Annotated in this window: 20 protein-coding genes and 1 pseudogene; 13 read left to right on the top strand and 8 right to left on the bottom strand. The window is 67.1% G+C overall.

The window, feature by feature from the left end; translation table 11 throughout:
* The 4 genes from GIW57_RS21405 to GIW57_RS21390 form a co-directional block, all read left to right on the top strand.
* A partial coding sequence (locus GIW57_RS21405; RefSeq protein WP_236512755.1) for an Ig-like domain-containing protein occupies positions 1–1,954 on the top strand: 1,954 nt, incomplete at its 5' end.
* Positions 1,955–2,040: 86 nt separating this feature from the next.
* Positions 2,041–3,225 (top strand): TolC family protein, encoded by a 1,185-nt coding sequence (locus GIW57_RS21400; RefSeq protein WP_202908211.1) that lies wholly within the window; start codon positions 2,041–2,043, stop codon positions 3,223–3,225.
* Positions 3,206–5,368, top strand: coding sequence for a type I secretion system permease/ATPase (locus GIW57_RS21395; protein WP_100460292.1), 2,163 nt, complete (start codon positions 3,206–3,208; stop codon positions 5,366–5,368). The genes GIW57_RS21400 and GIW57_RS21395 overlap by 20 nt, the downstream gene beginning before the upstream one ends.
* Positions 5,361–6,551 carry an HlyD family efflux transporter periplasmic adaptor subunit gene (locus GIW57_RS21390; protein WP_236512753.1) on the top strand — a complete coding sequence of 397 codons (1,191 nt, stop codon included), beginning with the start codon at positions 5,361–5,363 and terminating at the stop codon, positions 6,549–6,551. Before GIW57_RS21395 ends, GIW57_RS21390 begins: the two co-directional genes overlap by 8 nt.
* Before the next feature lie 27 nt (positions 6,552–6,578).
* Here the strand turns inward: GIW57_RS21390 and GIW57_RS21385 are convergent, their stop codons facing one another.
* Positions 6,579–7,508 (bottom strand): LysR family transcriptional regulator, encoded by a 930-nt coding sequence (locus GIW57_RS21385; protein WP_236512751.1) that lies wholly within the window; start codon positions 7,506–7,508, stop codon positions 6,579–6,581.
* A 101-nt stretch (positions 7,509–7,609) separates the two neighbouring features.
* On the opposite strand from GIW57_RS21385, the gene GIW57_RS21380 reads away from it, so the two are divergent.
* The gene (locus GIW57_RS21380) at positions 7,610–8,806 is read left to right on the top strand and encodes an MFS transporter (protein WP_236512749.1); all 1,197 of its coding nucleotides are present in this window, start codon (positions 7,610–7,612) and stop codon (positions 8,804–8,806) included.
* Positions 8,807–9,353: 547 nt separating this feature from the next.
* On the opposite strand, the gene GIW57_RS21375 is transcribed toward GIW57_RS21380, so the two are convergent.
* Both GIW57_RS21375 and GIW57_RS21370 read right to left on the bottom strand, forming a co-directional pair.
* The gene (locus GIW57_RS21375) at positions 9,354–10,007 is read right to left on the bottom strand and encodes a response regulator transcription factor (protein ID WP_236512747.1); all 654 of its coding nucleotides are present in this window, start codon (positions 10,005–10,007) and stop codon (positions 9,354–9,356) included.
* The gene (locus GIW57_RS21370; protein WP_236512745.1) at positions 10,000–13,032 is read right to left on the bottom strand and encodes a sensor histidine kinase; all 3,033 of its coding nucleotides are present in this window, start codon (positions 13,030–13,032) and stop codon (positions 10,000–10,002) included. The genes GIW57_RS21375 and GIW57_RS21370 overlap by 8 nt, the downstream gene beginning before the upstream one ends.
* A 96-nt stretch (positions 13,033–13,128) precedes the next feature.
* Here GIW57_RS21370 and GIW57_RS21365 point away from each other — a divergent pair, with 96 nt between their 5' ends.
* The 7 genes from GIW57_RS21365 to GIW57_RS21335 all read left to right on the top strand — a co-directional run bounded on the left by GIW57_RS21365 (position 13,129) and on the right by GIW57_RS21335 (position 19,907).
* A complete protein-coding gene (locus GIW57_RS21365; protein WP_100465664.1) occupies positions 13,129–13,461 on the top strand; it encodes a hypothetical protein in 333 nt (110 codons plus the stop codon).
* Positions 13,462–13,540: 79 nt separating this feature from the next.
* Positions 13,541–13,957, top strand: coding sequence for an AraC family transcriptional regulator (locus GIW57_RS21360; RefSeq protein WP_100465663.1), 417 nt, complete (start codon positions 13,541–13,543; stop codon positions 13,955–13,957).
* On the top strand, positions 13,954–14,610 hold the full coding sequence (locus GIW57_RS21355; RefSeq protein WP_100465662.1) for a hydrolase: 657 nt from the start codon (positions 13,954–13,956) through the stop codon (positions 14,608–14,610). Before GIW57_RS21360 ends, GIW57_RS21355 begins: the two co-directional genes overlap by 4 nt.
* Positions 14,611–14,612: 2 nt before the next feature.
* Positions 14,613–15,038, top strand: a complete 426-nt coding sequence (locus GIW57_RS21350; RefSeq protein ID WP_100465661.1) for a DoxX family membrane protein — start codon at positions 14,613–14,615, stop codon at positions 15,036–15,038.
* A 119-nt stretch (positions 15,039–15,157) separates the two neighbouring features.
* Positions 15,158–17,005, top strand: a complete 1,848-nt coding sequence (locus GIW57_RS21345; RefSeq protein WP_236512759.1) for an amidohydrolase — start codon at positions 15,158–15,160, stop codon at positions 17,003–17,005.
* Entirely contained in the window at positions 16,984–18,267 is a 1,284-nt protein-coding gene (locus GIW57_RS21340) for an alginate export family protein (protein ID WP_236512743.1), read from the top strand. Before GIW57_RS21345 ends, GIW57_RS21340 begins: the two co-directional genes overlap by 22 nt.
* Complete coding sequence (locus GIW57_RS21335) at positions 18,261–19,907, top strand: MFS transporter (RefSeq protein WP_236512742.1); 1,647 nt, start codon at positions 18,261–18,263, stop codon at positions 19,905–19,907. Before GIW57_RS21340 ends, GIW57_RS21335 begins: the two co-directional genes overlap by 7 nt.
* A 123-nt stretch (positions 19,908–20,030) precedes the next feature.
* Here GIW57_RS21335 and GIW57_RS21330 read toward each other — a convergent pair whose 3' ends face one another.
* Positions 20,031–20,855 (bottom strand): alpha/beta hydrolase, encoded by an 825-nt coding sequence (locus GIW57_RS21330; RefSeq protein ID WP_236512741.1) that lies wholly within the window; start codon positions 20,853–20,855, stop codon positions 20,031–20,033.
* A 198-nt stretch (positions 20,856–21,053) separates the two neighbouring features.
* On the opposite strand from GIW57_RS21330, the gene GIW57_RS21325 reads away from it, so the two are divergent.
* The gene (locus GIW57_RS21325) at positions 21,054–21,437 is read left to right on the top strand and encodes a hypothetical protein (protein ID WP_236512757.1); all 384 of its coding nucleotides are present in this window, start codon (positions 21,054–21,056) and stop codon (positions 21,435–21,437) included.
* 55 nt (positions 21,438–21,492) lie between these two features.
* Here GIW57_RS21325 and GIW57_RS21320 read toward each other — a convergent pair whose 3' ends face one another.
* From GIW57_RS21320 to GIW57_RS23830, 4 genes and pseudogenes are all read right to left on the bottom strand, one after another.
* Positions 21,493–22,197 (bottom strand): DUF2968 domain-containing protein, encoded by a 705-nt coding sequence (locus GIW57_RS21320; protein ID WP_088100167.1) that lies wholly within the window; start codon positions 22,195–22,197, stop codon positions 21,493–21,495.
* 100 nt (positions 22,198–22,297) lie between these two features.
* Positions 22,298–24,448, bottom strand: a complete 2,151-nt coding sequence (locus tag GIW57_RS21315) for a TadG family pilus assembly protein (RefSeq protein ID WP_236512739.1) — start codon at positions 24,446–24,448, stop codon at positions 22,298–22,300.
* Between the two features lie 8 nt (positions 24,449–24,456).
* Complete coding sequence (locus GIW57_RS21310; RefSeq protein ID WP_100465654.1) at positions 24,457–24,921, bottom strand: DUF3613 domain-containing protein; 465 nt, start codon at positions 24,919–24,921, stop codon at positions 24,457–24,459.
* A pseudogene (locus GIW57_RS23830) lies at positions 24,918–25,040 on the bottom strand (Flp pilus assembly protein TadD); the annotation flags it as partial. The gene GIW57_RS21310 and the pseudogene GIW57_RS23830, both read right to left, overlap by 4 nt.

The following is a 25,040-nucleotide window of genomic DNA, read 5'->3' as shown; positions in this document are numbered from 1 at the left end:
TACGCCGGTGATCGACCCAAGCAACGGCGCGATCATCAGTGGTAGGGCGGAAGCCGGAGCGACGGTGCTGCTCACTGATGGCGGCGGCAACCCGATCGGGCAGGTCACCGCCGACGGCAGCGGCAACTGGAGCTTCACGCCAGGCACGCCACTGGCCAATGGCACGGTGATCAATGCGGTGGCCCAGGACCCGGCCGGCAACACCAGTGGCCCGGCCAGCACCACCGTGGACACGGTGGCGCCCTCGGCACCGCTGTTGAGCATCAGCGCCGACGGGACACTGCTGACCGGTACCGCCGAGCCCAACAGCCAGGTTCGCATCGTTGTGAATGGCGACACCGCCAATGCGGTCACCGTGAACGTCGACGGCAGCGGCAACTTCAGCCTGCCGTTCACACCAGCGCTGGTCACTGGCGAGCTGATCGTCGGTGTCGCGGTGGATGCGGCCGGCAACAGCAGTGGCCCGGCAACGATCAATGCGCCGGACCTCGCACCGCCGGCCATCAGCGTGCCGGAGTCGGTCGACACCTGGATCAACGCCGCTGAAATCGGTGACGGTATCCAGGTTGATGTCACCGTCCGCCCGACGATGCAGGTCGGGCAGGTCGTGACGGTCAAGTTCGCCGGTCAGAACGGCTACGAGGCCGAGGTCAGCCATATCCTGACGGCGGGCGATATCGCCGCTGGAACGGTGACCGTGACGCTGACCCCGCCGGGCGGGCAAGGGCCGTTCCCGGAAGGGGCGTCGACGATCACGGCCGACATCAACGGCGGTACCGCCTCCACGCCGGTTGCGTTCACCATCGACACCGTACCCCCGGCCACACCGGTGCTGTCGCTGGTGGGCAACCTGCTGACCATCTCCGCAGAGCCGGGTACCGAGCTGACGGTCACCGTCGAGGTGGGTGGGGTCACCGCAACCGCAACCGTTACCGCCGACAACAGCGGGCTGGCATCGCTCAATCTGCTGACCGACCTGGACATCGACTTCGGTTGGGACCAGTTGCTGAACGCCCAGGTCGGCGTGGTCGGTCGCGATCCGGCCGGCAACCCCAGCAATGTCGCCAGCATCGGCGTGGGTACCAGCATCGAGCAACCGGTCACCATCGGCAACTTCGGTGTCGACGTCAGCCTCAACCCGCTCAATCCGCGATTCGGATTCAGCGGTACCACCGAGCCCAACTCCAGCGTGGTGATCCGCGTGATCACGCCCGCGTTGAATGTGGAGCTGCTGCCGATCCAGGCCGACGCGAGCGGAAACTTCTCGTTGAACCTGCTCAGCCCGACCGTGCTGACCCAGCTTGGGTTGAACATCACCGACATCCTCAACCTCGGCTCGCAGATTTCGTTCAACCTGGTGTCCACCGACACCAATGGCAACGACAGTGCCGCCTATGGCATTACCCTGAGCCCGAACGGGCTGTCGTTGAACATCGGCGAAATCGACGTCAATGGCACGTCCGGCGACGATGTGCTGTCTGGTGCCGACGGCAGTTCGGAGCACATCAACGGTGGCGCCGGCAGTGACCTGGTCTTCAACGTAGGCACCGGTGACCATGTGCTTGCGGGCGCGGGCAATGACACGGTCCAGATCACCGCGACCAATTTCGTCAGCATCGACGGCGGCGACGGGTTCGACACGCTGCTGCTGGCCAATGGCATCGACCTGGACTACAACGCGGCCGGCGTCGGCACGCTCAGCAACATCGAGCGCGTCGATCTGGGCACGGGCGACGCGGGCAGCGTGCTGACCCTGACGGCTGCGGAGGTGGACGCCATCACCGATGGCAACAACACGCTGCAGATCACCGGCGAGAGCAATGACACCCTGAACGTGGCTGGCGCGGTGGACACGGGTACCACGCAGCTCATCAACGGCATCACCTACGACGTGTACACCTTTGGCAGCACCACGCTGTTGGTTGAAGACAACACGGTGCAGGTGGTGGCCTGATGCAGCAACGCCGGTGTGGGAGGCGGTGGGTGGGAGGAGCGTTCGCGCTCCTCCTGCTGGCGGGAATTCCCGCAGGGACCTGTGCAATGAGCGTAGAGCAGGCGGTACAGGCGGGGCTGGCGATTCATCCCAGGGTCCGCGCGGCGCTGAGCGAAGCCGAGCGGGCCGGCACCGATGTGAAGATCGCGCGTGGCGGCTACTTTCCTGCCCTGCAGGTGTCGGGCGGGCCGCAGGCGGGGCACATGTCTGAAATGGTGTATGACGTGACGTTGTCGCAGATGCTGTTCGACTGGGGACGCACCCGTAGCCAGGTGGCTGCAGCATCGGCGACCGAGCGGCGCTATCTGGCCGCGCTGGAGGTTGCCCGCGACGATGCGGCACTGGACATCATCGAAACGTATCTGGATGTGCTGGTCGCGCGTGAGCGGGTGGCGGCGGTGCGCGACTTCCTGCAGCGCATCGAGGGCGTGCGTGGCATGGCCCGTGATCGCAGCGGCAGCGGCTATGCCGATCGCACCGAGCTGGACAGGGCCCAGCTGGAATTCGCACGTGGCCAGGACCAGCTCGCGCTGGAAGAAGGCGCACTGCGCGATGCCGACAACCAGCTTGCGTTGCTGCTGGGGCAGCCCCCGGGGCAGCTGCAGGTGCCGGTGCTGTCGGCGGACGCTCGCCCCTGGCAGCAGGAACTGGAAGCGGCGATCGATGCGGCGCCACTGCTGCGCGAGTCCAGCGAGGACGCGGTCGCAGCCGAGGCGGAACTGGCGGAATCGCGCGCCGCGCTGAAGCCGCAGTTGAATGTCGAGGCGTCGGCGCTGCGTCGGGAGATCGGTGGCCAGATGGAAAACGACTCGGTGGTCTCGCTGCGCCTGCGCATGGACGTGGTGAGGGGATTCAGCAACTTCCAGCGGCCGGCGGCGGCACGGCAGCGCCTGGAAGCGGCGCGCTGGTCGGCCGACGCCACCCGCCGCGACCTGCGCCGCAAGATGCGTACGCTGTTTGACAACGGCGATGCGCTGGTGCTGCGTGAACAGGCGTTGCAGCAGCAGGTGGACGAGTCCAGCCGGGTGGGAACCCTCTACCACGATCAGTTCCAGGTCGGCCGTCGCGACATCATCGATCTGCTCAGCGTACAGCGTGAGCGGATGGAGGCCGAACGCCAGCTGGCCACGCTGCGCATGGAGCGCATCCGCATCGATTACCGCGCGGCGGCCCAGGTCGGGCAGCTGGGCGAACTGCTAGGAGGGAAGACCGATGCAGACGCCGCGCATTGACGTGGCCGGTGGCAGCAGCAACCTGCCGCGAGACCCACTGCAGGATGGCCTGTTGCTGCTGTGCGCGCGGCTCGGACGGCCGCTCGGTGCCGCCGAACTGGTCGATGGCATCGCCCTGGAACAGGGGCGACTGCCGCTGCAGCGGGTGCCACGTGCGCTGCGCCGCGCCGATCTGAATGCCCGCGTCGAGGCTTTCGATCTGGCCGACATTGATGATTATCTGCTGCCGGCGCTATTGCTGTTGAACAACGGCAACACCGTTCTGCTGACGGCGCTGGAAGACGGTCAGGCGCGGGTGGAGGTACCACAGGCCGACGGTGGAGCGCAGGTGATGGCATTGCCGGCCCTGCAATCGCTCTACAGCGGTACGGCCATTTTCGCCAAGCCGCGGTTCCGCTCCGACGGACGCGTCGGCAGTTTCGCCGCCGGCCAGGATCAGCACTGGTTCTACGGTCCGCTGCGGCAGTTGTGGCGCTCCTACGCGGAGGTCGGTGCTGCCGCGTTCGTCGCCAACCTGCTGGCCATCGCCACGGCCATCTTCGCCATGCAGGTCTACGACCGCGTGGTACCGGTGGCAGCCTTCGACACACTATGGGTGCTGGCCAGCGGTGTTGCCGTGGCCGTGGTGATCGAAGGCGTGCTGAGGGTACTGCGCGGGCAATTGCTTCATGTGCTGGGCAAACGCATGGACCTGCAGTTGGGCACCCTGTTGTTCTCCCGGGTTCTGGGTACCCGGGTGACCGCCAAACCCGCTTCGATGGGTGCGTTCAGTACCCAGGTCCGCGAGTTCGAAGGGGTACGCGATTTCTTCACTTCGTCCACGGCGGCCTTGCTGAGCGATCTGCCATTCGTGTTCGTGTTCCTGCTGCTGATCGCCCTGATCGGCGGCCATGTGGTCTGGGTACCCATCGTGGCCTGCGTGCTGATGGTGTTGCCGGGGGTGATGGCGCAGCGGCGGCTGGGCGAGCTTTCCCGGCAGAACCTGCGCGAGGGCGCGATGAAGAACAGCGTACTGCTGGAGGCCTTCGAGCACCTGGAGACGGTAAAGGCCACGCGTGCGGAGGGGCGCAGCCTGAAGCACTGGGAATCCCTTACCGCACAGTTGGCCGGCACAGCGCTGAAGTCCAGCACATTGACTGCCAGCATCAGTCATGGCGCTGCGGTGGTCCAGCAGCTGTGCTACGTGGGCGTGGTCGCCTTCGGCGTATACCGCATCAATGATGGTGCGATGACGGTCGGTGCGCTGGTGGCCTGCTCGATCCTGGCTTCGCGCGCCATCGCGCCGCTGTCGCAGGTCGCGGCCGTGCTCGGCCGCTGGCAGCACACCAAGGTGGCCATGGAAGGGCTGGACCAGTTGATGGCGGCCGAACAGGAACGGCCGCAGGGGGCGCGCTTCGTGCACAAGCCCCGGTTGCAGGGAGCGTACCAGCTGCACGAAGTGCGGCTGGCGTTTGGCGAGGGGGCGTGGGTGGTGGACGTTCACGGACTCACCATCGCGCCAGGGCAACGGGTGGCGCTGCTCGGCGGAAACGGGGCTGGCAAGTCCAGCCTGCTGCGGCTGCTGTCCGGACTGGTGTCGCCGCAGCAGGGGCGGATGCTGCTCGATGACGTGGCGTTGTCGCAGATCGATCCGGGCGACCGCGCACGCAACATCGGCTATCTGCCGCAGGATGTGGCGCTGTTCCACGGTACGCTGCGTGAGAACCTCAATCTGGAAGGTGCTGCCTGGCGCGATGAAGAGCTGCTTGAGGCGTTGGACGCAGTCGGTATCGGCCCCTTCGTGCGCGGCAATCCACTGGGCCTGGATCAGATGGTGCTCGGCAACGGCAGTCTCTCCGGTGGCCAGCGCCAAGCGATCGGGCTGGCCCGGGTGATCCTGCAGGACCCTCCCATCGTGTTGCTGGACGAACCCACCGCCGCGTTCGACCAGCACAGCGAAACCCATGTCGTGCAGTTCCTGCAGCGCTGGCTTGGTCAGCGCACGCTGGTGCTGACTACGCACAAGCGCAGCATGCTGGCCCTGGTGGAGCGCGCCGTGGTGATGCGTGACGGCAGGATCATCATGGACGGGCCGTTGGATCAAGTCGTGCAGGGCAACCAGGTACAGCCGATCGCCGCCGTCGCTGGAGGGCACCATGGCTGACCGCCGGAGGAATGCGCAACGGCTGCGCCGAGACCTTGCCGACCCGCTGCTGGCGGCCACCCATCCGGTGTACCGCCCGCTGCTGTGGGTGCTGCTGGCGACTGTGGCGATCGCCCTGCTGTGGGCGGCGCTGGCCCAGCTGGACCAGGTCACCCGTGGCGAAGGGCGGGTGGTGCCGTTCAGTCGCATGCAGAAGATCCAGAGTCTGGAGGGCGGCATCCTCGACCGGTTGCTGGTGAAGGAAGGCGACCTGGTGGTGGTGGGGCAACCGCTGGTGCGGCTGGAAGAAACCCACTTCCGCACCAACTACGAAGAGTCGGCCAACCAGTCGCAGGTGCTGCGCGCGGCCATCGCCCGCCTCGAGGCCGAGGTCCTGGGCAAGGGGACCATCGAATTTCCGGCTGACATCCCGGGCGACAGCGCGCTTGCAAGATCGGAGCAGGAGCTGTTCCAGTCGCGTCGCGCCACGCTGCAACAGAGTTCGGCCGCGATCGGTCAACAGCTGGCCATCACCCGTGACCAGCTGCGCATCGTCCGTCCGCTGGTGGCGCGCAACGCGGTCAGCCAGATGGAGGAACTCAAGCTCGCCCAGGAGATCGCTACGCTCACCGGAAAGCTCAGCGAGCTGCGCAATAGCTATTTCCAGGACGCCTATACCGAACGGTCCAAGCTGAAAGCAGAGCTTTCGTCGCTGGAGCCCATCGTGCACCAGCGCCAGGACCAGTTGCGGCGCACCGAGATCCTGTCCCCTGTGCGTGGGCGGGTAAACACGGTGCTGATCAACACCCGCGGGGGTGTCATCCCGCCGGGAGAGCCCATCATGGAGGTGATTCCGGTGGAGGAGCGGCTGTTGGTGGAGGCGCGGATCAAGCCGCGCGATGTGGCCTTCCTGGTCCCGGGCATGCAGGCGAAGGTCAAGATCACGGCGTACGACTACACCATCTATGGCGAGCTCAGTGGCACCGTGGAGCAGATCAGCGCCGATACGATCGAGGAGGACACGCCACGCGGAAAGGAGTCCTTCTACCAGGTGCTCATCCGCACCGACGGCAGCCAGTTGCGGCGGCATGGCGAGGTCCTGCCGATCATCCCCGGTATGGTGGCCGACGTGGATATCCTGACCGGCAAGCGCAGTGTGCTGAACTACCTGCTGCGACCGCTGATCAAGGCAAGGCTGAACTAGGCGGCAGCGTCCTGCGCCGCCCGGCTGTCACTTTGCTGCCGGCCGCATGCCATGCAGCTGCGGCAGCGCAGCTTTCATCGCGTCGATGAAGGCGCGCAGGCGCAGGGGTTGCTGTCGCGCCGCAGGGAACACCAGATGCACCGGCAGCGGCGGTGCCTGCCAGTCCGGCAGCAGCTGCACCAACCGCCCTTCGGCCAGGTCGTCGGCCACCAGCCAGGCCGAAACCACCGCCGCGCCCAATCCCGCACGTGCGGCCTGCTGCACCACGAACAGGTTGTCACTTAGCAGGCGTGGGGTGATCGCCAGCGTGTGTGCGCGGCCTTGCGCATCGTGCAGCAACAGACGTTCGCGGTAGTAGGTGACCAGCGAGATCCACGGCAATGCCTGCGCCTGCTCGGGCGTGGTGATCGAACCCGCGTCGGCCAGCGAGGGTGCGGCTACGACGATGCGCGGTACTTCGGCCAACGGCAGGGCGACCATGCGCGGTTCGTCGACCGTGCCGACCCGCACCGCGCAGTCGATGCCTTCGGCGATGAAGTCCGGGCGGCGGTCTTCAAGAATCCACTCCAGGCTCAACTGTGGATGCTGGGCCAGGAAATCGAGCATGGTCGGCAGCAGCTGCGCCTGGCCGAATGCATGCGGCACCATCACCCGCAGGCGACCGCTGAGCATCTGGGCCTGGCCGTGCAGCTCGGCCTGCAGCGCTTCCCATTCGTCCACTACCCGCTGCGCATGGCGTTGGCAGCGCTGGCCGTCCTCGGTCAGCAGCAGGCCGTGGGTGGACCGCTGCAGCAGGCGCAGGCCCAGTTGCCGCTCCAGGGCTTGCAGCCGACGGCTGACGGTGGGCTGGGTGGTGCCCAGCTGCAGGGCAGCAGCAGAAAGGCTGCCGCTGTCCACGATACGCAGGAAAGTACGCAGCAGATCCAGGCGGTCGCCACCCGAGGCAAGGTCGTTCATGCGTATGACGTATGGAAATTATGTGGCTGAGCCTACTACAGACGTGCTGCGAATATCGGCACGCTACGCTCCACTTCTTTCCCGCTTTCCCGGATGCCCCCATGTCCACTCCCTCGCTCTCAACCATCACCACTGCGCCCAGCGCCGCGCCCGCCCCATCACTGGTACTGGCCATGGCCGCCGGTGCGGGCTTCTCGGTGGCCTCGCTCTACTACAGCCAGCCGATGCTGGGCCTGATCGCCCAGGATCTGGGTGCCGGCGAGCGCGCCGTGGGCCTGGTGCCGACCCTGACCCAGCTGGGCTATGCACTGGGCATCCTGCTGCTGGCTCCGCTGGGCGACCGCTTCGACCGGCGCAACCTGATCCTGCTGAAGTCGGTTTTGCTGGCGTTGGCCCTGGGGGCGGCGGCCTTGGCCGGCCAGTTGCCGGGGCTGCTTGTTGCCAGCCTGCTGGTGGGGCTGATGGCCACGCTGGCGCAGGACATCGTGCCGGCCGCCGCGGTGCTGGCACCGGATGCGCAGCGTGGGCAGGTGGTGGGCCGGGTGATGACGGGCCTGCTGCTGGGCATCCTGCTGTCGCGCGTGGTAAGCGGCGTGGTGGCCGAAGCCTGGGGCTGGCGCGTGCAGTTCGGCCTGGCGGCTCTCTCGGTGCTGGCGATGGGCGCGGTGATGGCACGGGCACTGCCGCACTTCGCCGCGACCAGCACGCTGCGCTACCCCGCGCTGTTGGGCTCGTTGCTGGCGCTCTGGCGCGAGCAGCCGCAGTTGCGCCGCGCCGTGGCCAGCCAGTCGCTGCTGGCGGTGGGCTTCAGTGCGTTCTGGTCGACGCTGGCGCTGATGCTGCATGCACGGCTGGGTCTGGGCAGTGCTGCTGCGGGTGCGTTCGGCATTGCCGGTGCTGCGGGTGCATTGGCTGCGCCCGTTGCGGGCCGCTTCGCCGATCGCTTGGGCAGCCCTGCGGTAGCGCGGTTGGCGATCGCCGTCGCGCTGGCAGGCTTTGCCCTGTTGCTGGCCGAGTCATGGCTGCCGGCCGCTGCGCTGCTGCCGTTGCTGGTGGTCAGCGCGTTGCTGTTCGATTTCGGTTTCCAGTCGGCGCTGGTCGCGCACCAGACTCTGGTCTACGGTCTGGTGCCGCCGGCACGCAGTCGCCTCAACGCGCTGCTGTTCACCGGCATGTTCATCGGCATGGCGGCAGGCGGTGCATTGGGCAGTCTGGCGTTGGCGCAGTGGGGGTGGCAGGGCGTGGCGTGGCTGGCGACGATCTGTGCCGGTGGCAGCCTGCTGATCCGCCTGCGTTGAGGGGTGTTCGGCAGGGCTGCGCCCTGCACCCGCCGAAACAACGGCAACGGCAACGGCAGAAGCTGGATTCCGTGGGAGGGCGGGGCGGTGTCGGATTGCGGGGACGCCGCAAGTACGTCCTTGTAGGCTTGGCAGCCGCATCCATGCGGCTGACACCCCGCAATCCGACACCGCCCCACCTTCGACAGTTTTCCGTTGTCTGATGGACCCATCCCATGCTGGATGAATCTCCATCGAAATCTAATTTTTCGACAATTGAACGAAGAGCATCCACGCATGGCGTGGATCTACGTGTCGACCAAGGTCGACACCTACCAAGAGCAGGTCATGTCATCCGGGCAGATCGCGGAGATCTGTCGAAGGCGGGGTGGGTCCGGTTGCGGGGGTGTCCGCGGCATGGATGCCGCGGCCAAGCCCCCAGGGACGGGTTTACGGCGTCCCCCGCAACCGGACCCACCTCGCCATCCCACGGGTAGCCCGCTTTTGACGTTGACGTTGACGTTGACGTTGATTCGGCGGGTGCCGGTCGCAGCCCGGCCGAACCCCCTCAATCCTGACCGGTGTCATCCAGGCTGATGATTCCGCGGCGCAGCGCCTGGGTGACCGCGTGGGTGCGGTCGCCGACGCCCAGCTTGTCCATCAGGCTCTTCATGTGCGCCTTCACGGTCTGCTCGGAAATCTGCATGCGTTCGCCGATGCGCTTGTTCGACAGGCCGCCGGCCACGTGGCGCAGTACTTCGGTTTCGCGCGGCGACAGCCGATCTTCCACGACATGTGCGGCGATGCTGGCCGCCACCTCTGCCGGTATCGGTGCGCGGCGGCCGCTGGCCACCATGCGGATGGTGTCCACCAGTTCGTGGCGCAGCGTGTCCTTCAACAGGTAGGCGCTGGCGCCAGCCTGCAGGGCACGCACCGCGCGCACATCGCCACGGTAGGTCGTCAGCACGATGATGCGTGCACGTGGATCACGCGCGCGGATCCGCACGATCGCTTCCACCCCGTCCATGCGTGGCATCTGCAGGTCCATCAGCACCACATCCGGTTGCAGCTGCTGGTAGCGGGCAAGCGCCTCTTCGCCATCGGCGGCTTCGCCGAGCAGGCGCAGGTCTGCGTGCGTGCTCAGCAGTGCCGCCAGGCCATCGCGCAGCAGGGGATGGTCATCGACCACCAGCACGCCGATGGGAGGAAGGGATTCAGTCATGGGTGGGTCTGCTCCAGGGCCAGCGCCAGCGCGATGGACGGCGGTGATACAGGCGACGGGCCGGCACGGACAGCGCCACTTCGGTGCCCAGTCCCGGACGGGTCCACAGCTGCAGTTCCGCGCCCAGCCGCTGCGCGCGCTCGCGCATGCCCTGCATGCCCCAGTGACCGCGGCCGGCATCCTCGTCGGCAATACCGACACCATCATCGCGTACGTGCAGCAGGAAGCAGCGCGTGCCGTAGGACAGCTCCACTTCGATGGCACTGGCCTGTGCATGCCGCAACGCGTTGCGGATGGCCTCGCGTCCGATCAGGAAAACTTCTTCGGCGGCATCGGTCTGCAGGGGCGGAGGGCTGCCTTCCACGGTCAGGCGCAGCGGGTTGGTGCCTTGGCCCGCGTATTCGGCGTGCACATCGGCCAGCGCCGAGGCGAGGTCGCGACCGGCAAACGGTCCGTCACGGAGTGCGTTGACCCGTTCCCGGCCTTCGGCAAGATTCCGTTCGGCCAACTGCATCGCCGCCTCCAGCTGGGTACGCACCGGCTCCGGTGTCTGTGCGGACTGGCTGATGGCGTGCAGCCGCAGGATGAGCCCTTGGCTGCCCTGCAGCAGGGTGTCATGCAGGTCGCGTGCGATGCGTTCGCGTTCGCCGTTGCGCTCCTGCAGGCGCGCGCGGAACAGCATCGCGAGCTGGCCACTGCGGATGCGGATGGCCAGCATCAGCACGGCCAGCACCAGCACCACGCATAACAGCTTGAACCAGATGCTCTGCAGGAACGTGGGCGCGATCCGGAAGTTGCGAATGGCTGGCGAGCGGCTCCAGATGCCGTCCTCATTGGCAGCCTCCACCTCGAAACGGTAATGACCCGGCGCCAGATTGGTGTAGTAGGCGCGCGTGCTGCCACCAGCGTCCTGCCAGCCGTCGTCCACGCCGGACAGGCGGTAGCGGTAGCGGTTGCGCTCGGGCCGCGCGAGCGACAGCGCGACATAATCGATCTGCAACTGGGAGGTTCCGGCCGGCAGGCGCAGCCCCTCCTGCAAGGGGGCCTGGGTGGTGCCATACAGCACGTCGCCGATGCGCACCCCGGGCGCCATGGTGTTGATGTGCGGCTGCAGGGTGTCCAGCCACGCCAGGCCCTGGTTGGTTGCCAGCCACAGCAGGCCGTCGGCGGCCAGCACGGCGGTCGGGATGGGGCCACTCTGCAGGGCAATGCCAGGCATGCCATCGACGGCATCGAACAGGCGCGGGGCGACTGGCTGGCCGTCGCGCAGTGCGCTGCGCAGGGTGGCGGCTTCCAGCCGTACCAGACCGCGGCTGCCGTTGAGCCAGAGCCGCCCATGAGCATCGCCGACCATGCCGGTAATGCCTTCGAGGATGCCGGTGGTGTTGGTGCGCACGGGCAGGAAGTGGCCGTTGCCGAGACGCGCGGCCAGGCCCGCCTCACCGGCAACCAGCAGTAGATCGTCATGCTGCAGCAGCGCGGTTATCGGGCCGACCGACAGCCCCTGTGCCGCGCCGAACGTGCTGATCGATGCGGCATCCAGGCGGCGCAGCGTACCGTCGGAATAGCCAAGCAGCAGCGCGTCGTCGCTGGCACGCGCCAGCGACGAGCAGGCCTGCTGGGGCAGCCGCGTCTCGCGTCGCCAGCGGTCATCCGCGTACTGCAGCACCGCCTCCTCGCCGGCGCAGACCCAGGCCTGGTCATCATCGGCAAACAGCAGGGCATGCAGGGGCTGGCCGGTGAACGGTGCGGGCAGTGGAATGCGCGTGGTGTGGCCGCCGACCGTGCGCGCGAGGTTGATCCAGTCGAACTGCCAGACCGGCGTGGGCGCCCGCTGCGCGGCGGCCTGCAACTGCGCAGCGCTCTGGGCCAGCAGCGGGCGCTGCAGGTCGAACAGCCTGAGGTCTTCGCCATAGCCATACACGCGGCCATCGCTGCCGCGTACCAGCGAGCGGTAAGGATCGCTGGGGCCGACGGCCAGCGTCTGCACGCTGCGTGCGCGGAAGCGGTTGAGGCCGAGATTGGTGCCGACCCACAGGTTGCCTTCGCGGTCAGCGATGACCGGCACCGCCGAGGTCGCGGTGAGGCCCTGCGGCGTGTCGAAGCGCTCGATGCGCACGGCACGCTGACCTTCGAAGGTGACGCGAGCGACGCCACCGTGCGGGCTCATCGTGGCCCACAGCGCGCCATCGGCGGTGAACTGCAGTCGCGCGGCCACCAGGTCCGGCATGCGCCGCGCTTCACGCTCGTTGGGTGGCAGCAAGCCCTGCGCGTTGGCCAGTGGCGAAGTGCCGCGGATGCGGTCGGCCAGCCAGATCTCGCCCTGCGGGCTTTCCACCAGGGTCGCCATCTGCGAGACGGCGATGCCGGTATTTTCAAACGCGGTCTTTCCCGCCGGGCGCTTCCAGATGTGCAGGTCGGCCAGCACCCAGAAGGTGCCGTGGCTGTCCTGCAGCAGCCATTGCACACGACGTTGTGGCACGCCTTCATCGGCAGACGGAGCCTGCCAGCGTTGCCCGTCGAACCAGCGCAGGCCACCATTGACTGCGGCCCACAGGCGTCCGTTGTGGTCATGCGCGAAGCGCGGGACCACACCCACCGGCACGCCCTGTGCTCGCCCGAAACTGCGCAGCCGCTGCGGCGAGAACTGGCTGATGCCGGCCTGGAAATAACCGATCCACAGGCCGTCGCCCTCGCCATCGAGGCCGAGCGTGACCATGTTGGTGGAGGGGAATCGGGTGCCAGCCGGTGCCGCCTGGCGCTCGAAACGGCGACCGTCGAAGCGGTACAGGCCCGAGCCGGTCGCCAGCCACAGCATGCCCTCACGATCCTGGGCGATGTCCCAGATATCGCCGGGCGCCCCTTGGCCCACCCGCCAAGCGGTGTGCTGGTAGCCGGGCATGCCGTCGCTGGTCACCGGATGCTGTGCAGCGAGCACGGGCAGGGCGATCCACAACAGCAGCCACGACAGCAGCGCCGGCAGGCGACGCGGGAGAGGGAAGATGTGGCCAGGCATGGTGCGCATTCTGGCAGGTGCGGGGCAGGCGCAGGTGACCCGAATGGGGTAGGCGCTATGCAGCGGTGTCGGCTATCACGCCGACATGGAAGATGGAGGCCGGCGATGCAGCGCTTGTATGTGATGTTTCCCGATCGCGGCCCGGGCCTGGGATTGTTGTGGCTGAGGGGGTGCGTGGCCAGCGCGCTGTTGCTGCCAAGCACTGCTGCAGGTGGGTCATGGTGGCTGTGCCTGGCGGCAACGGGCTTGCTGTTGCCCGGCCTGTTCACGCCGTTGGCGGTCGCGCTGGCGGTGCCGGGGCTCTATTGGCAGGGCGCGGCGTTGCCATGGTCGCTGCTGCCGTTGGCACTGTTGCTGCTGGGGCCGGGCGCCTACTCGCTCGACGCGCGGCTGTTCGGCCGGCGACGGTTGCGACGGCCGCCTCCCCCGATCGGGTGAGTGTTGACCTCGACCGTTGGGGGTAGGGCGCCGACCGCTGGCGCCGCACCATGGGCCACCCCCGCTGCGGCGCCCGAACATGGCTACCGTCCTTTCGCCCGCCGAGCCCACGCCCACGCTGGCGCCCCAGCAGTCGGCCGCCCTGCAGCGTGCGCTGCGCTACATCGATGAGCACCTGTCGCAGCCGCTGCGGGTCACCGAACTGGCCGAGGTCGCCTGCGTGAGCCGTTTCCATCTGGTGCGCCTGTTCCGCAGTGGCACCGGTGCCAGCCCGCTGCGTTACGTGCGTCGACGGCGCATTGAACGCGCGCGGCAGCTGCTGGCGACGCACGGGCAGTCGATGACCTGCCTGGCCCAGCATCTGGGCTTTTTCGACCAGAGCCATTTCGTCCGCAGCTTCCGCGCCGAGACCGGCTGCAGTCCCGGCCAGTATCTGGCCGGCGATGCGGCGCTCACACGTCCCCTTGTTGTTTCTTCCACTGGAGTCCACCCATGAGCCTCGCCACCGCCACCCCTGCCAAGGCACTGCTGTCACCCACCGACCACGCCCTGATCCTGATCGACTACCAGTCGCAGATGGCGTTCGCCACCCACACCATCGACATCTCCGCGCTGCGCAACAACGTGTCGTTGATCAGCAAGGGCGCAAAGGGCTTCAACGTGCCGGTGCTGCTGACCACGGTGGCCGAGAAGTCGTTCTCCGGCCCGATGTTCCCGGAGCTGCCGGCGATCTTCCCGGGCCAGACGGTGTTCGATCGCACGTCTATGAACACCTGGGAAGACCAGCCGGTGATCGATGAGGTGAACCGTGTCGGCAAGCGTCGGCTGGTGCTGGCCGGGTTGTGGACCAGCGTCTGCATCGTCGGCCCGACGCTGTCGGCACTGGAGCAGGGGTTCGAGGTCTATGTGATCACCGATGCCTGCGGCGATGTGAGCGAAGAGGCGCACGAACGCGCGATCACCCGCATGGTGCAGGCCGGTGCAGTGCCGATCACCAGCGTGCAGTACCTGCTGGAACTGCAGCGCGACTGGGCGCGCGGTGAAACCTACGACCTGACCACCGGCATCGCCCGCGACCATGCGGGCGGCTATGGCGTCGGCATCCAGTACGCCAAGACCATGTTCGGCGCGCAGGAAGGCGGGCACTGAGCGTGCGCGATGGCCATGGCCTCGACCTGGCCTTGCTGATCCTGCGGGCGGCGGCGGGAGGATTCCTGCTGCCGCACGCGCTGGGAAAACTGTTCGGCTGGTTCAACGGGCCTGGCCTGGCGGGTTTTGCCGGCGAACTGCGTGGCTTCGGCCTGCCTGCGGCGGCCCCGCTGCCACTGCTGCTGGCGCTGCTGCAGGTGGTGGCCGGCACCGCGGTGATGCTGGGCTGGCAGACCCGGGTCGCCGCGCTCGTGGCTGCCGCGTTCATCGCCTTCACCGCACTGCTGGCGCTGCCCAAAGGATGGTTCTGGATGCGCGGCGGTGCCGAATATCCGTTGTTGTGGACGCTGGCGTTGCTGGCCATCGCCCTGGCCGGGCCCGGTGCATGGGCGGTGGATGGCCTGGTTCTTTCTGGAGACATCGCATGAGCAACGAACCTCTCGATCCTGGCCGCCGCAACGTGGTGCTGGCCACCGGTGCCGCGCTTGCGCTGGGCCTGGCTGGTGGCACCGCCGCGGCCATCCAATCCCCTTCCAAGGAGCGTCGCATGAGCACGCTGGTCATCCGCAACGCACGCATCACCACGCTCGACCCGCAGCAACCGCATGCGCAGGCATTGGCCGTGCAGGAGGGGCGCATCGTCGCCGTCGGCAGCGATGAACAGATCATGCGCGACTGGGGCAGCGAAGCCACCCTCATCGATGCACAGGGACGGCGCCTGGTGCCGGGCCTCAATGACAGCCACACCCACCTGATCCGCGGCGGCTTGAACTACAACCTGGAGCTGCGCTGGGACGGCCTGCGGTCACTGGCCGATGCGATGGCCATGCTGAAGGCGCAGGTGGACCGCACCCCGGCGCCGCAGTGGGTACGCGTGGTCGGTGGATTCACCGCCACCCAGTTCACCGAGAAGCGCCTGCCGACCCTGCAGGAACTGAATGACATCGCCCCGGATACGCCGGTGTTCCTGCTGCACCTGTATGACCGCGCGCTGCTCAACCGCGCTGCGCTGCGTGCCTGCGGCTATACCAAGGAAACTCCTGATCCGCCCGGCGGGCAGATCGTGCGCGATTCGCTGGGCAATCCCACCGGCCTGCTGCTGGCCAAGCCGAATGCACTGATCCTGTATGCGACCCTGGCCAAGGGGCCGAAGCTGCCGATCGAATACCAGGCCAATTCCACCCGCCATTTCATGCGCGAGTTGAACCGCCTGGGCATCACCTCGGTGATCGACGCCGGCGGTGGCTTCCAGAACTACCCCGAGGACTACCAGGTCATCGAGCAGCTGCATCGCGATGATCAGCTGACCGTGCGCATCGCCTACAACCTGTTCACCCAGAACAAGGGCAGCGAGGTCAGCGATTTCCGCGGCTGGAGCGAGATGCTGCAGCCGCGCCAGGGCGATGACCTGCTGCGCCACAACGGTGCCGGTGAGATGCTGGTGTTCTCGGCAGCGGATTTCGAACTGTTCAACGAGCCGCGCCCGGAGCTGCCGCCGGAGCTGGAACCGGAACTGCACGACGTGGTCAAGCTGCTGGTGGAAAAGCGCTGGCCGTTCCGCATTCACGCGACCTACGACGAAAGCATCAGCCGCATCCTCGACGTCTACGAACAGGTCAACCGCGAGGTGCCGTTCGATGGCCTGCACTGGTTCATCGACCACGCCGAGACCATCACCCCGCGCAACATCGAGCGTATCCGTGCATTGAATGGCGGCATCGCCGTGCAGCACCGCATGGCCTACCAGGGCGAGGCATTCGTGCAGCGCTATGGCGTGCAGGCGGCGCGGCACACGCCACCGGTGAAGCGGATGCTGGCCGAGGGCGTGCCGGTCGGCGCCGGTACCGACGCCACCCGCGTGGCCAGCTACAACCCCTGGGTGGCGCTGTCGTGGCTGGTGACCGGGCGCACGGTCGGTGGCCTGGCCCTGTACGGCGATGAAAACCTGCTGGAACGCGAGCAGGCCCTGCGCCTGTGGACGCAGGGCAGTGCCTGGTTCTCCGGCGACGAAGCGGTGAAGGGCACGCTGAAGGCAGGCCAGCTCGCCGACTTCATCCTGTTGTCGGCCGACTTCTTCCGCGTCGATGAGCAGCAGATCGCCGACATCACCAGCCTGCTGACCGTGGTCGGGGGGCGTGTCGTGCATGGCGACGGCGACTACGCCGGGTTGGCACCGCAGCTGCCACCGGCGATGCCGGACTGGTCACCGGTGAACCGGTTCGGTGGCTACCACGTCGGCGGCGCCGCCACTGGCCTGGCGGCGGCCCATCATCACCATCACGGTGCCGCCTGCAGCACTCACGGTGCGCACGGGCATGCGGCCCGTCATGCCGCGCCAACCGATGACCTGACCGCGTTCTGGGGCGCGATGGGATGTTCGTGCTTCGCGTTCTGACCTTGGCATCACTGGCATTGCCATCGTTGGCGCTGGCCTGCGACGGCGGCGCCTGTACCGCGGTTGGCGATGGCCAGTTGCAGTGGGATGCATCGCTGCGCCTGCGTGGCATGTACTACGACCCGACCCGGTTCGGCGTCGGTGGCGGCGAGGATGGCTACGGCCTGCTGCGTGCGCTGGCGTCGGCGACCTTCGCCCGCGATGACTGGCAGGCGAAGCTGCAGCTGGGTGCGCATGCCGAGCGTGGCAAGGCCGGCGGTCCAGGTCGTACCGATCGCGGTGCGTTGGACGTACAGCAGGCGTACTGGCGCTGGACTGGCGCTGGCATGCACGTGCAGCTGGGCAGGCAGGAAGCGGGCTATGGCAGCTCGCGCCTGCTGTCGGTGCGCGATGGACCGAACATCCGCCTGGCGTTTGATGGTGCACGGGTGGGCTGGCAGGGACGGCTGGGCGCGCTGGATCTGATGGCGCTGCGCCCGGTGGAGAACCGCGCGGGTGCTTTCGATGACCGCGGTGAGCGCGGTGCACACCTGATCGGCGTGTATGCGACGACGGCGAAGGGCGCAGGCAGCAGCCAGTGGGATCTCTATCTGCTGGACTATCGTCGCGAGGGCGCGCGCTTCGCTGCAGGCAGCGGTACCGAGCGGCGGCAGACGCTAGGCGCGCGCTGGTTCGGTCAGTCCGGCGCGCTGGACTGGAATACCGAACTGGTGGTGCAGGGCGGTGAGCTGCGGGCCGTGACCGGCGATCTGGATATCCGCGCATGGACCCTGGCCACCGATACCGGCTGGCGCTGGGCAGAGCTACCGTTGCAACCGCGCCTGGGCCTGAAGGCCGATATCGCCAGCGGCGATGCAGATCCAGGTGATGGTCGGCTCGGTACGTTCAATGCACTGTTTCCCAAGTCCGCCTATTTCAGCGAAGCCAGCCTGTTGGCACCGGCCAACCTGATGGATCTGCAACCGACACTGTCGCTGCGCCTGCATGACGCGGTGACCACCGAGCTGGGTGTACAGCTGGCCTGGAAGCAGCGGCGCGCCGATGCGGTCTACACCACGCCGGCACCGTTGGCGGCGTTGCCCGGCAGCGCCGGTGGCGAACGTCGCATCGGTACCCAGTACAAATCCGAAACCCGCTGGCAGGTCAATGACCGCTGGCAATGGCAGCTGCAGCTGGCCTGGGTCGACGCCGGTCCTGCACTGAAGCAGGCCGGTGGCCAGGACACGCTGTTCGCCTCAATCGTTGGAGCATGGCAATGGTGAACGCATCCGCGTCACAACACTCCCCGCAGGCCGATGGCGCCTGGTCGCCACTGAAGATCCGCATGTTCCGCTCGATCTGGCTGGCGATCCTGGCCAGCAACATCGGTACCTGGGTCAATGACGTCGCTGCGGCCTGGGTAATGGCCGAACGCACCGGCTCGGCATTGATGGTGGCGCTGGTGCAGTCGGCCACCACCGTGCCGATCGTGCTGCTGGCGCTGGCTGCCGGCACCCTTGCCGACATTGTGGACCGCCGGAAGTACCTGCTGTTCACCCAGGGCTGGATGCTGCTGGTAGCGGCAGTGACGGCGGTGCTTACGGCGATGGACCTGCTGACGCCACAACTGCTGGTGCTGCTGACCTTCTGCATGGGCTGCGGCGCGGCGATGGCGATGCCGGCACAGGCCGCGATCGTCTCCGAGCTGGTGCCGCAACCGATGCTGGCTTCGGCAGTGGCACTCAACTCCATCGGCATCAACATCGCCCGTTCGATCGGTCCAGCCATCGGTGGCGTGATCGTGGCCCAGCTGGGTGCGGTATGGGCGTTCGGGTTCAATGCCATCACCTTTGCGGCAATGCTGTTCGTGGTGTGGGGATGGAAGCGCGATCCGAAGGCGTCCAGCCTGCCTCCGGAAGGGTTCGGTGCTGGCCTGAAGGCAGGCCTGCGCTATGCCAGCCGTGCCGGACGCCTGCAGGCGGTATTGATCAAATCGGCTGGTTTCTTCTTCTTTGCCGCAGCAATGAACGCGATGTTGCCGGTGGTGGTGCGTGGTCAGATGGAGGGCGGGGCAGGGCAGTACGGTGTGCTGCTGGGTTGCATCGGCATCGGTGCGGTGGGCGGTGCGCTGCTGTTGCCGAAGCTGCGGGCCAAACTCGACCGCGACCTGCTGGTGCTGCTGGCCACCTTGTCGCTGGCTGCAAGCCTGGCCGGCCTGGCGCTGACCCGCAGCTGGTACGTGTTGCCGCTGGTGATGCTGGTCAATGGCTTTGCCTGGATCACCGTACTGTCTTCGTTGCAGATCGCAGCACAAACGGCGGTGCCGGCCTGGGTGAGAGCACGGGCGCTTGCGCTGTACATCATGGTGTTCTCGGCCGGCATGGCGGCCGGTGGCCTGAGCTGGGGCGCGCTGGCGCAGCGCACATCGCCGGAACTGGCATTGCTGGTGGCCGCAGCAGGCGCGGTCATCGGTGGCCTGCTGGTGTGGCGCGTGCGCATAGCCGGTGCCGAAGATCTCAACCTGAGTCCGGCCGGCCACTGGCCAGCGCCGGAGCTGTCGGTACCGGTGTCGAATGATCGTGGGCCGGTGCTGGTGACCATCGAATATCGCATCGATGCCGCCGATCGTGCCGCGTTCCAGGTGCAGATGCGCACGCTGGGGGCGATCCGTCGACGCGATGGCGCCGTGGTCTGGGGCGTGGTCGAGGATGTGGCGACCCCGGGCATCCATCTGGAATATTTCGTGGCGGCGTCATGGTTGGAGCACCTGCGCCAACACGAGCGCATCACCGCCGACGACAAGGCGATCCAGGAGGCGCTGCGCGCGCTGCATCGCGGTGAGCGTGCCCCGCTAGTGCGTCATTTTGTCGGCGGCCATGATCCGCTGCCGGCGGCGGCGCCGCATCACCACAGCGACATCTGATGGCCCCATGGTAGAGCCGGCCGCTGGCCGGCTGAGCGCGGTTTCGAGCGGGGTTGATGCGGTTGCCGGCCAGCGGCCGGCACTACCGCAGGCGCGGCGGCGCCGGAGCGCCGCCGCGATACGTCATTTACGTGCGAACGCCAGCAGGTCGGCGTTGAACTGGTCGGCATGGGTGAGCGTCAGGCCGTGCGGTGCACCGGCATACACCTTCAGTTCGGCGTCCTTGATGATCTGCGAGGACAGCTTGGCCGAGGCGTCGAACGGCACTATCTGGTCGTCATCGCCGTGTACCACCAGTGCCGGCACGTCGATCTTCTTCAGGTCTTCGGTGTAGTCCACTTCCGAGAACTCGTGAATGCAGTCGTACTGGCCCTTCACGCCGCCCAGCATGCCCTGCAGCCAGAACGAATCACGCATGCCTTCGGTGACGCTGTTGCCATCACGATTGGCGCCGAAGAACGGCGTGGCCAGGTCCTTGAAGAACTGCGAACGGTCGCCGCCGGTGCCTTTGCGGATGCCGTCGAAAACCTCCAGCGGAGTGCCGGCCGGATTGCTGGCGGTCTTCAGCATCAACGGCGGCACCGCGCCGACCAGCACCACCTTGGCCACGCGCGCACTGCCATGGCGGCCGATGTAGTGGGCCACTTCGCCACCGCCGGTGGAATGGCCGACCAGGATCGCGTTCTTCACGTCCAGCGCTTCCAGAACGGCAGCGAGGTCGTCGGCGTAGGTGTCCATGTTGTTGCCGTCCCAGGTCTGGCTGGAGCGGCCATGGCTGCGGCGATCATGGGCGATCACGCGGTAGCCGTTCTGGCCCATGAACAGCATCTGCGGGTCCCAGGCGTCGGACGACAACGGCCAGCCATGGGCGAATACGACAGGCTGGCCGGTGCCCCAGTCCTTGTAGAAGATGCGGGCGCCATCGTTGACGGTCACGAAATTGCTCATTGCAGGTTCCTTGGCGGAAGGGAGGGAAGACGCCGGCGGGTTCGCCGGCGCCTGCGGCAGTACAGCGCACGATGTGCCGTGTGCATTGCACGGCTGTGGCGGATTGACGGGTTCGTTGCGCTGACGCGACTCGCTCTGGCGGCAGGCCGGTACTGATGGCAACCATGACCATCGGACGCGAGAGGGCCAGTCATGAAGATGCCGATATGGGGAGTGCTGCCTGGACTGCTGTGGGCAGCCGTCGCGGCGGCGCAGACCAACGTGTACAAGTGCACCGATGGTGAGCATCCGGTCTATCAGCAGACGCCCTGCCAAGGGCAGGCGGAGTGGCGCTGGGAAGTCCCTGCTGTGGAGTCGAAGGCGCGCGGACTGCTACCTGCTGTCGGGCAGCCTGCCCGCCGTGGCGCCACACGGACGCCACGGCGCGGGCGCGCGCAGGGCGCACTGATATCGATTACGGCCGACCCGCAAGCCTGCGAGCGGGCGCGCCAGCAGCAGGTGAAGACGCTGGCCAAGCCGCGCAGGCTCGATTACCTGCAGCGCAGGCAGCTGGATGACGCGGTACGCGATGCCTGTCGTTGAGCACAATGAAAAACGGCACCCGAAGGTGCCGTTCTGGTCTGCAGCCGGGTAAGCCTCAGCGGCCGTCGCTGGCGGCGGCCGGCGCCGCTGCTGCATCCGGCTTGGGCAGGCTCAGCTCCGGGTTTCCCTGTTCGGCCTGCAGGATCTGGATCCGGCGCTGCAGCGCATCGAGCTGGCTGTTGGTGCTCTGCACGTCGGTGCTCAGGCTGACCGCTTGCTGCTGGGCCTGCTGCAGCGCTGCGCTGACCTGCGCCGACTGCGCCTGCTGCTGTTCCATTTCCTGCTGCAGGGTACGCAGGCGTTCTTCGTTGTAGGCCACCAGACGCTCGGTGTAGCGCTTGCCGGCTTCCAGACGGGTGGTGTCGATGTAGACCTGCGCCAGCTGTTCGGACTGCTGCGCGAAGGTGCGGTAGACACGCTCGGCGTTGTCGACGGCATCGGTCTTGATCACCCGCCAGAAGTTCTTCTCCTGGAACAGGGCCACGTAGTAGGTCAGGGTATTGGCGTTGAACAGCAGGCTGGCGCCGTAGTTGCCGTTGTAGGTGGTACGCAGCTCGGTGAGCTGCTGCGCATCCATCAACTGCTTGAGTTCGTCGACGGTGTTGCGTACCACCGGTGCGGCCTTGGCCGGCTCGACGGTGGCAGTGCGATCGCCACGTGCGGCCAGCGCCGACGGCGCCACCACGATCATGGCCACGGCCAGCAGTGCTGCGCCGCGCGGATACCGGGCGAAGACGGTGCCCCCTGAAGTTTCTCGCATGTCTAGACCATCCACGGATGTAGTGTGGGTTGAGTTGAAAGTGGTTCCCCGGCGCGAGTCTAGCATGGGCGCGGACGCCGCCAACCGGCGCCCACGCGGGTCAGAAGACCAGCTGCGCCGAGCTGCACTGGATCGACTGCATGCTGACATCGGTGCGGCCCAGTTCCAGCCCGAGCAGGCTGGCCAGGGTATTGGTCAACAGGGTGCCGACGCTGTTGAGCACCGGCTTGAGCGCGGCCAGCACCGGATTCAGCAGCGCGCACAGCAGGCCGCTGCAGGTCACGTTGTTGCCCGGGGTGGTTACCCCGCCGCCGTTCTGTCCATCGAGGAATCCGGCCGGGGCGGTCTGGATGTAGGACGCCAGGTTGGTGCGCACGCAGCCGTTGTAGTCGATCAGGTTGCCCAGCAGGCTGTCGCAGCGGTTGATCAGCAGGCCACCGACCAGCGAACCCAGCAGGCCATCGAGCAGGCCCAGGCCCTGGCCGGTCACGGTAGTGCGATAGCCCGTCCACACTGACCCATCTTCCCAGCAGGTGGTCAGGCCAAGCAGGCAGGGCGTGGGTACGCCTTTGGTAACTGTCCAGTTGCCCAACGGTGCAAGGTTGCGTGACGGATCGCCATCGCGCAGCAGCGGAATCACCTGGTCCACGTTGTAGCGCCCGCCGCTGGGGAAGGCGGCCTGCAGGTAACGGTCGGCCAATGCCTTGGCGGTGTCATTGGCGTTCATGCCCTGCTTGGGCGAACTGAGCATGCCTGACAGCACGCGCAGCAGTTCGTTGACCAGATCCGACACGGCGGTGCCGACGGCCAACGGGTTGATCCGGGTTGAGCCGGTCTGGCCGGCGGCCAGGGTCAGGCTCTGCGTGCTGGTCAGCGCCGGCAGGGTGATCTTGTCGTTGATCAAGGGCTGCCCCAGCAGCTTCAACAACTGCTCGTTCTGCAGGGTCGCGTCACAGACGTTGCTCTTGGAGAAGCGATCGGTCGCGTTGACCTTGCCGACGCAGGCGCGCAGCACCGAGGAATCGACCTGGACGGTGGCCGTCGGTGGCGTCGCCCCGCACTGGATGCTGGTCAATGTCCCCATCGCATTGGCCACATCCACGTGCAGTGGCAGATGCAGGCGGGTGCCGAGCAGATTCAACAGTGGGCCGATCGCGAACAGGCGGTCGCTGTCGACGTCCACCATCAGCCGCACCTGCGCGTTGTAGGCACGTGCGCCGACACCGCCGATGGCGATCGACGGCGGCTCCACCACGCCGGCCTTGATGTCGATTCCCAACAGGTTCAAGCCCTGCACCTGCACGCCATTGCCATCGTTGGCGATGGAGATCGCGGCGGTGACAAGATCCAGCACGTTGACCCGTGATTCCAATGCGCTGCCGATGGTGCCGTCCGGCGAGATCACCTGCGCGAACAGACCGCCGCCGCCGTTCTGGCTGCCCAGAAGAATATTGAGCTGGTTGATGTCCAGCCGGGTGCCGACCAGGTTGGACAGCGCCTGCAGCTGTACGCCGACGGCGGTCTCGCGGCCGACTACCGTGGCGGTGGCATTGACCAGCTGTGCCAGCGAGATGCGGTTGATCGACAGCAGCCTGTTGAAGTCGGCCACGCTGAGGTCAGCGGTGACCGGGATGCCCAGTGCAGCCAGCAGCCCCGACGGGGTGATGGTGGCCTGCGCCAGGCCATCGTAGGACAGCACCGTTGCGTTGGTGACGTCCAGACCGACCAGGCGAAGGGTCGCCATCAAGGGTGAGTTGCCATTGGTGCGCAGCAGCTGCGAACCCACCGCAAACACCGCGGTGGGTTCCGAGCGCTTGGCCACCGCCTGCACGCGCAGGGTTGGCAACGTACGGTTCTGGCCGAAGAACGGCAGCACGCCGCGTTCGGCAACGACGCGCACCGCATTGCGTGGATTGCTGGCGTCCACGCCCGGGCTGAAGTGGTCTGACGTTCCGCGGCTGGCATTCCAGTTGCCGCACTGGATCTGCACCTGTCCGCGGAAGCGGTTCTGCGAGAGTGCGCTCTGCCGGGCCGCACTGTTGTCGGCATTGCTGGCGTTGCACAGGTCGAGCCGTTGCGCGCCTGCCAGCGCGGCCAGATCGACTACTTTCTGTGCATCGCGCTTGGCCCAGAACAGGAAGCCGATCTCGACCAGGCCGAGCATTGCCAGCAGCGCGATCATCACCAGCATCATGGTGACCGACATACCGCCGCGCGGGCGACTGAAGCTGATGTGGCGTGCTCGGTTCATGGTAGACCTCAGCGTCCGGATCGGGAGGATCCTGCAGACTTGGCGACGTCGGTTTCAAAGAACTGCGGTATGTCGTACTGGAAGCTCTTCAGGTAACGCGCGTAGCTGGACGTGGCCTGGTCACCGAGGATCGGCAGGCGCGCGCCGGCTACCTCGCCGGACGCCTGCAGGCGGAACAGGCTGCGAGTGGTGTCGCCGATCTGTGAGGTGTTGGGCTGCAACTGCGTGCCGCCGAAATCAGGCGCGGCTTGAGGGGCTGCGGGAGCTGCAATGGGCTGGGCGGCCGGCAGCGGCGATACGTCCACGGTGGCCAACGGTTCGCTGTGCAGGGGGGCGGCTGCCGGCGCAGGCGTCGCGCCGCCCAGCATCTGCCCGGTCAACGGTTGCTGCGGCGTTTGTGCGTGCACAACCGCAGCGAAAGACAAGCCGGCAAGCATCGGCAGCAGGCAGCGGATCAGCGGCGTCGAGGTCATGGCGTGTTCCCGTTGGGATGGTCGGTGGTGCCGAAGCGTTCCAGCATCGAGGGCGGCAGTCGTGACGGGTCGCGTTGGTCACGGCTATCGCGGCGGGGTTCGGCGGCCAGGCGCGGGGC

The organism is Stenotrophomonas sp. PA-6-5C, assembly GCF_021605635.1.
In the GTDB taxonomy this organism is placed as follows: domain Bacteria; phylum Pseudomonadota; class Gammaproteobacteria; order Xanthomonadales; family Xanthomonadaceae; genus Stenotrophomonas; species Stenotrophomonas lactitubi.
This window is presented reverse-complemented; position numbering and strand designations above follow the sequence as displayed.